Origin of the sequence: Larkinella bovis (assembly GCF_042655385.1) — a bacterium.
GTDB lineage: Bacteria > Bacteroidota > Bacteroidia > Cytophagales > Spirosomataceae > Larkinella > Larkinella bovis.
Genome location: NZ_JBHSMA010000015.1, coordinates 37,142 through 50,095, shown reverse-complemented (window position 1 = coordinate 50,095; position 12,954 = coordinate 37,142). Strand labels below are relative to the sequence as shown.

Sequence of the window (12,954 nt, the reverse complement as noted above, 5' to 3'; positions counted from 1 at the left end):
CGGGTTTCCGTATCTTTGAAAGTAAACCCATTGCCCCCTATACAAAACTCGCGCAGATGAAAGTATTGGTTGTTGACGACGAAACGGACGTACAAGTATTGTTTGAACAGCGCTTCCGGCGCGAAATCCGGGCGGGCGAATTCCAGTTTGCCTTTGCCCATTCGGGTGAAAAAGCAATGGACTACCTGAACCAACAATCGTCGGAATACATTCTGATTCTGTCGGACATCAACATGCCCGGCATGAGCGGCCTGGAATTGTTGCAGAAAATCCGGACAATTTACCCGACCTCTCCGCCCACGGTTATGATGATCACGGCCTACGGCGATGCCGACAGTTACAATCAGGCGATGCAGCTCGGTGCCGACGCGTTTCTGACCAAACCGCTCGATTTTACGAACCTGAAAGAAAAACTGAAGAGTGCCTTATGAAGTCTAAAATTCTGGTCGTGGACGATGAAACCGATCTGGAGCTGCTGATCCGGCAGAAATTTCGGCGCCAGATCCGCGAACAGCGATACGAGTTTGTTTTTGCGTACAATGGTGTCGATGCACTGGTCAAAATCCAGGAGCACCCCGACATCGATATTGTACTGAGTGATATTAATATGCCCGAAATGGATGGCCTGACCTTGCTGGAAAAACTCAGCGAAGTCAGCCCGCTGACCAAAACCGTCATTGTGTCGGCCTACGGCGACATGACCAACATCCGGACGGCCATGAACCGGGGGGCGTTCGACTTTATTTGTAAACCGGTTGATTTTGACGATCTGGACGTGACGATGCAGAAAACGATCCGGCACGTCGCCCAACTCCGCGAAACGCTCAAAGCCGTCAAGGAGAACAACATCCTGCGGATGTACGTCGATGAGTCCGTCCTCAATTTCATGGACCGCCGGGAATTTGAATCGTCGCTGATGCTGAGTGAAACCGTGGACGCCACGGCGGTTTTTATCGATATCTGCGGGTTTACGGCCATCACGGAACGCGAAAGTGCCGATACCGTGGTGAAGCTGATCAACCTGTATTTCGACGTGATGGTCAAGGAAATTATTGCGCAGGGCGGTTTTGTCGATAAGTTCATGGGCGATGCCGTGATGGCGGTTTTCCGGGGCGAATACCACCTCGACCGCGCCATCGAAACCGCGCTGGCCGTTCGGAACCACATTGAATTGCTGGAAAAAACCGTCCCCGGCGAACCGGTTTATACGCCTAAAGTAGCCATCGGCATCAATACCGGCGAAATGATTTCGGGCAACATCGGTTCGGCAACGCTCCGGCGGCTCGATTATACCGTGATCGGCGATGTCGTCAATACCGCCCAACGGCTGCAATCGGTGGCGCAGGAAGGCCAGATCATCATCAGCGATGCCGCGTATCAACTCGTCAAAGACTCCTTCCATTGCGAACCGCTGGGCGAAGTGAAGCTGAAAAACAAAGCCAATCCCGTGGCGATCTACGCCGTGCTTGAATAACCACCCGCCGTTCGGGATTTTTAATTCCGCACAAACCTGCCACCTGCTGTTCGGGATTTGTAATCCCGGACGAACCTGCCGCCGATTTGTAATCGCCCCCACCCCGAAAACGCCAGGATTCCGCAACTGTTCAATCCCCTTCCCGACGGTTTACACCCGATTTTTGCCGATTCAGCCTCCATTTTTATGCCATTCAGTAAACACTTCTTGCTTACTAAACAGCGTTCAGTACATTTGTAACGTTACTTAACAAGTATGGGAATTCTCGAGCGTAAAGAGCGCGAAAAAGAAGAAATGCGGAAGCGGATTCTGGATGCGGCCCAAAAGCTGTTTCTGGAAAACGGTTTCGAAAAAGTCAGTATTCGGAACATTGCCGACGCGATTGAATACAGCCCGGCTACGATCTACCTGTATTACAAGGATAAAAACGAGTTGTTGTACGCCATTCACCAGATTGGGTTCAACAAAATGGTCGGGGAATTTCAAACGGCCCTACAAGTCGAAAAGCCGTTTGATCGACTGGTCGAAATGGGGCGCCGGTACGTCCAGTTTGCCTTCGAAAACCCGGAACTGTTTGACCTGATGTTTATTATGACGGCGCCCATGGATGCCCTGGCCTGTAAGAACGACATCTGGGACGAAGGCAAAATGGCGTTCAATATGCTCGTTACCTGTGTCCAGGACTGCATCGATACCGGCGTATTCAAAACGCAGGATGCGGACGTAGCCTCGCTGATGATCTGGAGCTCCGTGCACGGCTATACGGCTCTTTTTCTGAGAAAACGCCTGGAAATGTTTGAAGAAAACCGCCGGAAAGAACTGATGGAAGGGGCATTCGATCTTTTTGTTGAAACCATCCGACGGGGTCTGTAAAAAATTTTTACTTCCAATAAACACCGTTTAGTTTATAACGTATGATTACCAACCTAAGAGTCAGCTACTTGCTGATGGGAATCCTGGCGGCACTGGCCCGGGTGGGTGCGGCCCAATCTGCCGAAAGCACATCGGCCATTCTACGTACGTATATTCAGGAAGGCTTGCAAAGCAATCTGGCACTCAAACAGGAATCGCTCGAAATCAACCGGGTGACAGAGTCGCTGACTCAGGCCAAAGCGCTGTTTTATCCCCGGCTGACGTTTAACCCCACCTACTCCCTGGCGGCTGGGGGCCGGCGGTTACAATTTCCGGTTGGGGACATGATCAACCCGATCTACGCAACGCTTAACCAGCTGGCCGGTTCCGACCGCTTCCCGACCAATATCCCGAACGTCAACGAACTCCTGGCTCCCAACAATTTCCACGACACCAAAGTCAGTGTGCAATATGCGGTTTTCAACACGGACCTTCAATACAACTACCTGATTCAAAAAGATTTACTGTCGGCCCAGGAAGCCCGCAAACGCGTAGTCGAAAACGAGCTACGGTACAACATCGCTACGGCATATTACCAATACCTGCAAACGCTCGACGCGCTCCGGATTTACGATAACAACCGCCAGGTGCTGAACGAACTGGCCCGGCTGAACGAAAAACTCGTCAAGAACAATGTCGCCACGAAAGACGTGGTTACCTCTACCCGCTACGAAATCAGTAAGCTGGACCAGCAACTGGCTCAGGCCGATAAAAACCGGCAGACCGCCAAAGCGTATTTCAATTTTCTGCTTAACCGCGACCTGACCGCCGACATTCTGGTGGATTCGCTGCTGACCCGGACCTTGCCAGCCGCGCCCGCTTCCCTCGCGGAACTGCAACAAAGCGCCCTGCAAAGTCGGCAGGAGTTAAAGCAGCTTGGCGGTTCGCTACGGGCGTCGCAAAACGCCGTTAAACTGAACGAAGCGACTATCAGACTCCCGAATGTTTACGTGGGTGGAAACGCCGGTTTTCAGGGCTTTGGCTACACGTTCAACAACCAGGCCTACGTGGTCGGACAGGTCGGTTTATCCTGGGATCTGTTTAAAGGCTACGAAAAACGCTCGAAAGTGCAACAGGCCAAAATCCAGACCGAGCTCGTACAGACTAAACTCACGGAGGTAGAAAAGCAGGTTCAATTACAGGTATTGCAGGCATATTACGAACTGGATGCGGCCAACGAAAGTCTGGCGGCTTCGCAAACCGGCCTGATCAATGCCGAGCAGACCTTCCGGCTCATCGATAGCAAATACCGCAACGGACAGGCGCTGCTGGTTGAATACCTGCGCTTTCAGAACGACCAGCAAACCGCCCAGATTCAGCAGGTCCTGACGCGCTACGATCTGTTGATCAAGCGGGCTGCGCTCGACCGGGTCACGGCCCTTCCGTGATCGTACCAGGCTTTCCCGCCCCTCTAACCACTATCAAAGCATACGGATTATTAACTCATTATTCTCATGAAAGTCCTTCAATTCATACTGATCTCCCTGGTGACCGGCGGTCTGTGGGCCTGCGGCACAAAAGCCGGGAACAGCCCGGAAAAGAAACCGGCGGAGCAAACGGACGACACGTCGGTACCCGTCAAACGTACCAAAGTTGAATCGGTTGTTCGTTCCGAACCGGTAATCGCGTCAGGGCTGGTATCGTCGGCGGAAGAAGCCCGGCTGTCGTTCAAGATCGGCGGTATCATCGAGAAAGTATACGTCGATGAAGGCCAGGCGGTTCGAAAAGGCCAACTCCTGGCAACGCTGAACCTGACGGAAATCAGTGCGCAGGTAAGCCAGGCGGAGTTTGCCAACGAAAAAGCCGAGCGTGATCTGAACCGGGTCAAAGCCCTGTATGCCGATACAGCCGCTACGCTCGAGCAGCTCCAGAATGCGACAACGGGCCACGAAGTTGCCAAACAAAACCTGACCATTGCCCGGTTTAACCAGAACTACGCCCAAATCCGGTCGACAGTGGACGGCACCGTGACGCGCAAACTGATGAACGAAGGAGAGTTAGCGCCCGCCGGGTCGCCGGTTTTTCTGGTGTCGTCGAACCGCCGGAGCGACTGGGTGGTGCGCGTTGGCGTTTCCGACAAAGACTGGGCCCGGCTGAAAGCAGGCAACCGCGCTACGATTACGCTGGATGCCTACCCCGACCAGACGTTCACCGGCACCGTTAGCGAACTGGCCCAGGCCGCCGATCCCGTCAACAAGCTGTACGATGTCGAGATTCGGATCAATCCCGGCACGGTCAAATTTGCCCCCGGTTTGTTTGCCAAAGTGAGTTTACAACCCGCCCAGAGCCGCCGTTACGCCCTGGTACCGATCGAAGCCATTGTGGAAGGCGACGGCAAAGACGGTTTTGTCTTCGTTCTGACCGACGACCGGAAGCACGTCCGCAAAATCCCGGTTCAGATTGGGTTCATTGATAACGACAAAGTATTGATAACGAACGGACTGACCGACATCTCCAACGTCATCACCGCCGGATCCGCCTACCTGACCGAAACCTCCACCGTCATTCTCCAATGACCCTCTGATCACCTCTGATACTCCCTGATTAACTCTGTGTAACAACCTTTTCAATGATTACACAGAGTTGATCGGAGGACATCAGAGGTGATCAGAGAAACTACTTCATGCCATGAATCTCTCTGAATTTTCCGTCAAGAACTGGCAATTCATGCTGGTCGTCTTCATCGCCGTGGTGGCGCTGGGCGTCAACTCACTGCTGAATATGCCACGGGGCGAAGACCCCGAGTTTACGGCTCCTTCCTTTGCGGTGATCATCGTCTACCCCGGCACCGACGCTCAGGATATGGAAGAACTGGTCGTGGATCCGGCCGAAGCCCGGTTCAATGCCCTGGACGATATTAACCACGTAATCACCACCATCGACGACGGCCTGGCGGTGCTGCGCGTGGAGTACGATTACAATTCGGATCCCGACGAAAAATACCAGGAAATGGTGCGGGAAGTGAACGCCCTGCGCGCCCAGTTGCCTCCTGACATTTTCAACATCGAAATCCAGAAATTCTCGCCGACCGATGTGAATATTGTGCAGGTTGCGCTGCAATCCGAGGTGGCCTCCCACAAGGAGCTGGGCGATTATGCCGATGAGCTGAAGGAGCGGCTGGAAAAAGTAAAAAGCCTGAAAGGTGTAGAAGACTGGGGATATCCGGCCAGCACGGTTCGGATTTCGCTGAACATAGAGCGCATGGCGCAGGAAGGCATTCCGCTAAACCGCCTGGTGGGAGCTTTACAGGCCGAAAACCTGAACATTCCGGGCGGGAGCGTGCAGGCCGGAACGCGCAAATTCAACGTCAAGACCAGCGGAGATTACCAATCGCTGGACGAGATCCGCAATACGGTAGTTTCGACCAACGGCCAGAAAATCATCCATTTGCGCGATGTCGCTGAGGTAGATTTTAATTACGAAGACGAAACGCACATCACGCGCCTGAACGGCCACCGGGCGGTTTTGGTGACGGCGGGACAGAAGATCGGCGAAAACATTGCCAAGGTGGGCGAGCAAATCAACCCGGTGATCGACACGTTCGCCAAAACCCTGCCGCCCCACATCAAACTCGTCAAGAATTTCGACCAGGCCGCCAGCGTCAATGCCCGGTTGAGCCGGTTTGCCAAGGATTTCGGTATTGCCATCCTGCTGGTGGCCCTGACGCTCTTGCCGCTCGGCATTCGGGCCGCCATTGTCGTGATGATTTCCATTCCGCTGTCGTTGTCCATCGGACTTTCACTGCTGAATCTATTTGGTTTCAGTATCAACCAGTTGAGTATTGTTGGACTGATCGTCGCCCTCGGAATTCTGGTCGATGACTCGATTGTAGTGGTCGAAAACATCGAGCGGTATCTGCGCGAAGGATTTTCCAAACGCGACGCGGCCGTTCGGGCTACGAAACAGATCACGCTGGCCGTTATGGGCTGTACTGTCACGCTGATTCTGGCGTTCCTGCCGCTGATGTTTCTGCCCGAAGCTTCCGGTGATTTCATCCGGTCGCTGCCCACCGCCGTCGTGACCACCATTCTGGCGTCGCTGCTCGTCTCGCTCACCATTGTGCCTTTTTTGTCGAGCCGGATTCTGAAAGAAGAGCACAATCCGGAAGGCAATATTTTTATGCGGGCGCTGAAGCGGTTGATCAGCGGATCCTACAGCCGGCTGTTACACACGGCCTTACGGCATCCGGTCCTCACGCTGCTGGGCGCGCTGGCTATTTTTGGCGGAGCTTTGGCGTTGGTACCCAAGGTCGGTTTTGCCCTGTTCCCGGCTTCCGAAAAACCGCAGTTTCTGATCAACATCGAAACGCCGGAAGGCACGAGTTTGCAGGAGACCAACCGGATTGCCCGCTACGTCGAGAGCCAGTTGGGAACCGAGCCGGAGGTCAGGTATTTTACGACCAACGTGGGCAAGGGTAATCCGCGGGTTTATTACAACATTGTTCAGCGGAACGAGGCTACCAACTTCTCGCAGTTCTTTGTGCAACTGCACGATATGCCCCCCGCGCAAAAGCGACAACTCATTGATAAACTGCGGGATAAATTCAAGTATTATCCCAACGCGAAGATCGAAGTCAAAGATTTTGAACAAGGCCCCGACCAGGAAGCCCCGGTTGCCATCCGGGTGTTCGGCGAGAACCTGGACACGATCCGAACCGTAGCCGCCAACGTGGAAAAAATCCTGAAAACGACCCCCGGTTTGATTTACGTCAACAACCCGCTGGCCACCCGAAAAACCGACCTGCGCGTTAAAATCAACAAAGAGAAAGCCGGCCTGCTGGGCATGTCCGTCGCCGACATCAACCGCACGATCCGGCTGGCTATTGCCGGTCTGAACGTCGGCACCTTCAAAGACCGGAACGGCGATGATTTTGTGATCAACGTGACATTGCCCAAAGGCAAGACCACCGACCTCCGCATTGTCAACAGCCTGTATGTCAATACCCTTACCGGCGGCTCGGTCCCGCTGCGCCAGATTGCCGACCTCCAGTTCGAAACCACCACCAATCAGATTCGCCACTACGACAAAGACCGGTATGTAACCGTGACGGGGTTTGTAAAAAGCGATTTTCTGGTCGATAATGTGTATAACGACGTCATTCAGAAACTCGACGCGCTGAAATTTCCGGACGGTTTTCGCTACAAAGCCGCCGGTGAACTGGAAAGCCGCGAAAAATCGTTTGGCGGCTTGGGCACCATCATTCTGATTACGGTTTTTGGTTTTCTGGCGGTATTGATTCTGGAATTTGGAACCTTCAAAAGTACGCTGATTGTCCTGTCGGTCATTCCGCTCGGCATCATTGGGGCCATTGCCGCGCTGTTGCTGTCGGGAAATCCGTTCTCGTTCGTCGCCGTGATTGGGCTGATTGCCCTGATTGGGATCGAAGTCAAGAACTCTATTCTGCTGGTCGATTTCACGAATCAACTCCGCGAAAGCGGCATGCCGCTGATTGAAGCTATCGAGCAGGCGGGCGAAATCCGGTTCGTGCCCATCGTCCTGACCTCGCTCACGGCCATTGGCGGTCTGATTCCGCTGGCGATTGAAGGCAATCCGTTGTATTCTCCCCTGGCGCTGGTGCTGATTGGCGGGTTGATCAGTTCGACACTCCTGTCGCGGATAGTCACCCCGGTTCTGTATAAATTACTTCCCCCTCGCGTTGAGGTAAAGGCCCAGCCGGTTGTGCAGGAACCGGAATTAATTTAAGGTAACCAAACAGGTTTATCGTAACTTAGGGTTTACGATAAACCTGTTTGGCATTAAAACGTATAACAAGCCCATAGAATAGCGCTTATCCAAGTGATGCCGGTAAGGGCTGTTTTGACGCTGCGATGTGTACCATCCCTCCCGGTTGGATTGAATCTAAAACATCAGCCCGCCAATCGGGTTTCCTACTAAACGCTCTTTCCAACCGATATGCTATCCTGGTTCGTTTTTCACTTTTTCACCCTCGTTTATTTTCATTCTGAAGCGACGTTAACGATCAACGTTCAAAACATCAACCGCCAAACCGGACAAATCCGCGTTGCTCTCTATGCGCCCTGCGACGGTTTTCCGTCGAATTGTCAGCCGGTTGCCGGCCAGGTTATCGACCCAACCGGTAATAGTGTCCGCGTCACCTTTGCGGTTAAACCGGGTGACTACGCGGTTGCTCTTTATCAGGACTTAAACCGGAATGGCAAGCTGGATACGAAGCTGTTCGGAATTCCGAGTGAACCGTACGGTTTCAGCAATAATTTTCGCCCCAAGCTGTCGGGACCTAATTTTGACGACTGCCGGGTGCGCATCGACGAGGCCGGAAAAACGATTTCAATAAAATTAATCTGAAGGTTGACAATTTTTTAGTAACTTTACCCGGCAAATAAGATATCCTGTTTATTTGCCATGAGCTTAGACTCCTCGAAATTCCTCTACGAAGCACTTACTTACGACGACGTTCTTCTTTTGCCTGCCTTTTCGGAGGTACTTCCCCGCGACACTCAGACCAACACCCAGCTTACCCGCAACATTCGGCTGAATATTCCCTTGATTTCGGCGGCTATGGATACCGTTACGGAATCGGAACTGGCGATTGCCATGGCTCAGGAAGGCGGGATTGGAATTATCCACAAAAACATGAGTATCGAGGCCCAGGCGGAACAGGTTCGGAAAGTAAAACGCTCGGAAAGCGGAATGATTATCGACCCGATTACGCTGACCGAGGGCGCCACGCTGGCCGACGCCCACCAGATCATGCGGGAATCCAAGATTGGTGGCATTCCGGTGGTCGATATGTCCAATAAACTGATCGGGATTCTGACCAACCGCGACCTGCGCTTCCAGACCGAGCTGTCGAAGCCCGTTACGGACATTATGACCCGTACCAATCTGATTACGGCCCGCGAACGCATCACACTCGAAGAAGCCGAAAGCATTCTGCAACAGTATAAAATTGAAAAACTGCCGATCGTCGACGCCGACAATCACCTCGTCGGATTGATTACCTACAAGGACATTCTGAAAAAGAAAAACCACCCCAACGCCTGCAAGGACGAACTGGGACGGCTGCGCGTGGGGGCTGCCGTGGGGGTGACGCCCGACCTGCACCGCCGGATCGAAGCTCTGGTGAAAGCGGGCGTGGATGTGATTAGCGTGGACACCGCGCACGGTCATTCGCAGGGAGTTATCGACGCCGTCAAAGGCATTAAAGAGCGGTTTCCGAAACTGGAAGTGATTGCCGGAAATGTAGCCACCGGTGAAGGCGCCAAAGCCCTGGCCGACGCTGGTGCCGATGCCGTGAAAGTGGGCGTCGGACCCGGTAGTATCTGTACGACCCGGATCATTGCCGGCATCGGGATGCCGCAGTTAACGGCGGTTTACGAATCCGCCAAAGCCCTGAAAGGCACGGGTGTTCCGGTGATTGCCGACGGCGGCATTCGCTTTTCGGGCGATATTACCAAAGCCCTCGCGGGCGGTGCCTATACCGTCATGGTCGGTTCGTTGCTGGCCGGTACGGAAGAAGCACCGGGCGAAGTGGTGCTGTACGAAGGCCGTCGCTTTAAAACGTACCGGGGCATGGGTTCCGTCGAAGCGATGGAAGAAGGTTCCAAAGACCGGTATTTTCAGGATGCTGAAGACGATATTAAAAAACTCGTGCCGGAAGGAATCGTGGGCCGGGTTCCCATCAAGGGCCGCGTGGCCGAGATCATTTACCAACTGGTCGGTGGCTTGAAAGCCGGTATGGGCTACTGTGGCGCCCGGGATATCGAAACCTTGCAGGAGGCCAAATTTGTAAAAATCACCTCTGCCGGGGTGCGCGAAAGCCACCCGCACGACATCCAGATTCAGAAAGAAGCGCCGAACTATTCATCCCGGTAATAAAAACCGTATCTACCGGACGCATTGATTTAAACGAATGAACCGCCGAGTTGGCCCTTTATCAACCCACGGCTTTAGCGGTGGGAAAAGCGAAAAGAAACCAACTGGTCGCCAACCGTTCTAACGGTTCGGTTCCTACTGACGCCCTATGGCACCCGGTTTTAACCGGGGTTGATCTAAGGCCAGTTCGGCGGTTCGTTCATTTAAATCAAGTAGGCCGTAACTTGAGGCCCAGGAACAAACGAACGGCCTGAAGGCCGTCGATCCGAAAATTTTATGAACAATACTCCCGCAATTTTTCGAGGCAGGCAATAAAAACCGGGTTTGCCCGTTATGAAAAAGCAATCCCAGACGATTTACGAAGTCACGATCCAGTACATTGGCTCCCTCAATGCGCTCCGTCAGCGCGAACCTTTCGTTGTTTTTTTCTCGAACCTCAAAAAGGCCGTTGAAACCATCATCGGTCAATTGGCGCTGAACGGCTGGCCCCTCAAGGTTAACTACACGGCTGTGTATCGCAGCCTCAAACAACGCGGCAGTTACCAGTGCGATTTCGACGTGGCGGGGGCCAAGGTCTTCCGCATCCGAATCGTCCCCCAAATCCTGAACCCGGTTTTGACCACGATGGGCATTGACGAAAAACCGGCTGAGCCGACGCGCAAGAAGTAATTCGCCGGCCGGCCTCACGCCCGGGAACCCGTGAGTTTCCAACCGCCCGACAGCGCTACCGTTTTTTTATTGAACCGTTTATTCAGGATATTTGCCCCGCCGACGATCCACCGCTATCTTGCGCCATGCTTGACGAACATACCGTCCACAACCTCCTCTGGCTTCTGGTGTTGCTGCCCTTTTTGAGCGGTAGTGTCTGGCTATTGGCCGGTCGGCGTACCAACGGCTGGGTTGGGTCTGCGGCTGCGGTTCTGACGCTGACGGGGCTGGTGGTATCCGGCTGGCTGGTTACGCAAACCGGTGCCGAAACTCTCACCTTACGCACGGAATGGCTCGTGATGCCGGGTCGCGCGGTCCCCATCACCTTCCGCGTCGATGCCCTGACGCTGCTGATGCTGGTCATTGTGCATTTCATCGCCTTGCTGGTGCAGGTGTATTCCCTTTCGTACCTCCACGACGAACCGGACCGATACCGCTATTTCGGCTTCCTGAGCGTTTTCGTCGGCTCCATGCTCGGCCTGGTGCTGGCCGGAAACCTGATTGTCATGTACGCCTTCTGGGAATTGGTCGGGCTGTCGTCGTACCTGCTGATCGGGTTCTGGTTCCGAAAACCGGAAGCGGCTGCGGCTGCCAAAAAGGCGTTCATCATGAACCGCATCGGCGACGCCGGTTTTCTGCTCGGGATTTTTCTGCTGCTGTTTCAATCCGGAACAACCGACCTTGCTGAACTCCCGGACTTATTCGTTACGAACGGCCCGCTGGCAACCCTGACCGGTTTTTGCCTCTTCTGCGGCTGCATCGGTAAATCGGCCCAGTTTCCGCTCACCACCTGGCTCCCCGACGCAATGGAGGGTCCAACGCCGGTTTCGGCCCTGATCCATGCCGCGACGATGGTGGCCGCCGGTATTTTCCTGCTGGCCCGGATTCACTTTCTGCTTACGCCCGATGCCCTGCTGCTCATCACACTCGTCGGTACCATCACCATGCTGATGGCGGCTTATGCGGCTCTTTATCAAACCGATATCAAAAAAGTACTGGCGTATTCCACCATCTCACAGCTCGGCCTGATGGTGATTGGCATGGGAACGGCCAACGTCCCCGGCGCTCTTTTTCATCTGACAACACACGCCTTTTTCAAAGCTGGCCTGTTTCTGGCGGCCGGTTCGGTGATCCACGGCGTCCATACGCAGGACATGCGCCGGATGGGCGGTTTGCGAACCGCGATGCCGCTGACCTTCGCGGGCTGGGCGGTTTGCGCGGCTGCGCTGGCCGGTCTGCCGCTGTTTTCCGGTTTTTTATCGAAAGAAACCATCCTGGCCGGGGCTTTTCACTGGGCCGGGCAAACCGGCGGTTTTGCCTACCTGATTCCGATTTTGGCGGTTCTCTCATCCGGCCTGACGGCCTGCTACATGGCCCGCCAGGGCAAACTGGTTTTCTTCGGAACGCACCGCCCGATCGAACCGGCGCACCCGGCCGTCCACGAATCCGGTTGGCTGCTGACGATTCCCATCCTACTGCTGGCGGTTTTATCCCTTGGCTTTGTCTTTTCCGGAAACCCGTTTTCCGCCGGACACAGCTGGTTTTTCGGGCTTTTCCCGCCGGTTGGCGCATCGGAAGAACACCTCTGGATTGCGGTTTTATCCGTATCCGTTGCGGCCCTTGGAAGCTGGCTCGGCTGGCGGATGCCGGTGGTTCCAACGTCCACCTCGCTCAGTCGCCTGTCGGAGCATAACTGGTACCTCGACGGTTTTTATAAACGAATGATTGTCTGGCCTTTTGTTCAGTTCGCCCGGTTTTCGTTCCGGTTCGACCAGCGGATCATCGACCGCCTGGTTGACAGGATCGGGATGGGTAATGTCGTGCTGGCGCACATGGTCAACTGGTTCGACCGGGCCATTGTCGATGGCGTCGTCAACAGCGCATCGTGGCTGGCCCACCGGCTGGGCAGCCTGACGCGTTCGGTCCAGAACGGGCGGGTGCAATCGTACATTGCCAGCGCGGTGGTTGGTTTATTAGTCATTCTTTGGTTTTTGATTTAGTCGGTT

The 12,954-nt window shown here is 54.3% G+C and carries 10 protein-coding genes; all 10 read left to right on the top strand.

Annotated elements, in window-relative coordinates; translation table 11 throughout:
• Positions 1 to 56 precede the first annotated feature (56 nt).
• The 10 genes from ACFPMF_RS25595 (at position 57) to nuoL (ending at position 12,948) form a co-directional block, all read left to right on the top strand.
• Positions 57 to 431, top strand: a complete 375-nt coding sequence (locus ACFPMF_RS25595) for a response regulator (RefSeq protein WP_379850532.1) — start codon at positions 57 to 59, stop codon at positions 429 to 431.
• Positions 428 to 1,474 carry an adenylate/guanylate cyclase domain-containing protein gene (locus ACFPMF_RS25590; protein ID WP_379850530.1) on the top strand — a complete coding sequence of 349 codons (1,047 nt, stop codon included), beginning with the start codon at positions 428 to 430 and terminating at the stop codon, positions 1,472 to 1,474. Before ACFPMF_RS25595 ends, ACFPMF_RS25590 begins: the two co-directional genes overlap by 4 nt.
• Positions 1,475 to 1,729: 255 nt before the next feature.
• Complete coding sequence (locus ACFPMF_RS25585; protein WP_379850528.1) at positions 1,730 to 2,347, top strand: TetR/AcrR family transcriptional regulator; 618 nt, start codon at positions 1,730 to 1,732, stop codon at positions 2,345 to 2,347.
• A 41-nt stretch (positions 2,348 to 2,388) separates the two neighbouring features.
• Positions 2,389 to 3,774 (top strand): TolC family protein, encoded by a 1,386-nt coding sequence (locus ACFPMF_RS25580; RefSeq protein WP_379850526.1) that lies wholly within the window; start codon positions 2,389 to 2,391, stop codon positions 3,772 to 3,774.
• A 66-nt stretch (positions 3,775 to 3,840) separates the two neighbouring features.
• Entirely contained in the window at positions 3,841 to 4,902 is a 1,062-nt protein-coding gene (locus ACFPMF_RS25575) for an efflux RND transporter periplasmic adaptor subunit (protein WP_379850524.1), read from the top strand.
• A 112-nt stretch (positions 4,903 to 5,014) separates the two neighbouring features.
• The gene (locus ACFPMF_RS25570) at positions 5,015 to 8,089 is read left to right on the top strand and encodes an efflux RND transporter permease subunit (protein ID WP_379850521.1); all 3,075 of its coding nucleotides are present in this window, start codon (positions 5,015 to 5,017) and stop codon (positions 8,087 to 8,089) included.
• A gap of 210 nt (positions 8,090 to 8,299) precedes the next feature.
• Positions 8,300 to 8,710: a DUF2141 domain-containing protein gene (locus ACFPMF_RS25565; protein ID WP_379850519.1), complete on the top strand. Its 411-nt coding sequence runs from the start codon at positions 8,300 to 8,302 to the stop codon at positions 8,708 to 8,710.
• A 57-nt stretch (positions 8,711 to 8,767) separates the two neighbouring features.
• Positions 8,768 to 10,240 carry an IMP dehydrogenase gene (gene guaB / locus ACFPMF_RS25560; RefSeq protein WP_379850517.1) on the top strand — a complete coding sequence of 491 codons (1,473 nt, stop codon included), beginning with the start codon at positions 8,768 to 8,770 and terminating at the stop codon, positions 10,238 to 10,240.
• A gap of 333 nt (positions 10,241 to 10,573) precedes the next feature.
• Positions 10,574 to 10,909 carry a hypothetical protein gene (locus ACFPMF_RS25555; RefSeq protein WP_379850515.1) on the top strand — a complete coding sequence of 112 codons (336 nt, stop codon included), beginning with the start codon at positions 10,574 to 10,576 and terminating at the stop codon, positions 10,907 to 10,909.
• A 125-nt stretch (positions 10,910 to 11,034) separates the two neighbouring features.
• On the top strand, positions 11,035 to 12,948 hold the full coding sequence (gene nuoL / locus ACFPMF_RS25550; protein ID WP_379850513.1) for an NADH-quinone oxidoreductase subunit L: 1,914 nt from the start codon (positions 11,035 to 11,037) through the stop codon (positions 12,946 to 12,948).
• The last annotated feature ends 6 nt before the right edge of the window (positions 12,949 to 12,954 follow it).

What these genes read in the sequence shown, in the direction of transcription:
- ACFPMF_RS25555 (WP_379850515.1), top strand. Translation starts at nt 10,574, where the DNA reads ATGAAAAAGCAATCCCAGACGATTTACGAAGTCACGATCCAGTACATT.
- nuoL (WP_379850513.1), top strand. Translation starts at nt 11,035, where the DNA reads ATGCTTGACGAACATACCGTCCACAACCTCCTCTGGCTTCTGGTGTTG.
- ACFPMF_RS25595 (WP_379850532.1), top strand. Translation starts at nt 57, where the DNA reads ATGAAAGTATTGGTTGTTGACGACGAAACGGACGTACAAGTATTGTTT.
- ACFPMF_RS25580 (WP_379850526.1), top strand. Translation starts at nt 2,389, where the DNA reads ATGATTACCAACCTAAGAGTCAGCTACTTGCTGATGGGAATCCTGGCG.
- guaB (WP_379850517.1), top strand. Translation starts at nt 8,768, where the DNA reads ATGAGCTTAGACTCCTCGAAATTCCTCTACGAAGCACTTACTTACGAC.
- ACFPMF_RS25585 (WP_379850528.1), top strand. Translation starts at nt 1,730, where the DNA reads ATGGGAATTCTCGAGCGTAAAGAGCGCGAAAAAGAAGAAATGCGGAAG.
- ACFPMF_RS25575 (WP_379850524.1), top strand. Translation starts at nt 3,841, where the DNA reads ATGAAAGTCCTTCAATTCATACTGATCTCCCTGGTGACCGGCGGTCTG.
- ACFPMF_RS25590 (WP_379850530.1), top strand. Translation starts at nt 428, where the DNA reads ATGAAGTCTAAAATTCTGGTCGTGGACGATGAAACCGATCTGGAGCTG.
- ACFPMF_RS25565 (WP_379850519.1), top strand. Translation starts at nt 8,300, where the DNA reads ATGCTATCCTGGTTCGTTTTTCACTTTTTCACCCTCGTTTATTTTCAT.
- ACFPMF_RS25570 (WP_379850521.1), top strand. Translation starts at nt 5,015, where the DNA reads ATGAATCTCTCTGAATTTTCCGTCAAGAACTGGCAATTCATGCTGGTC.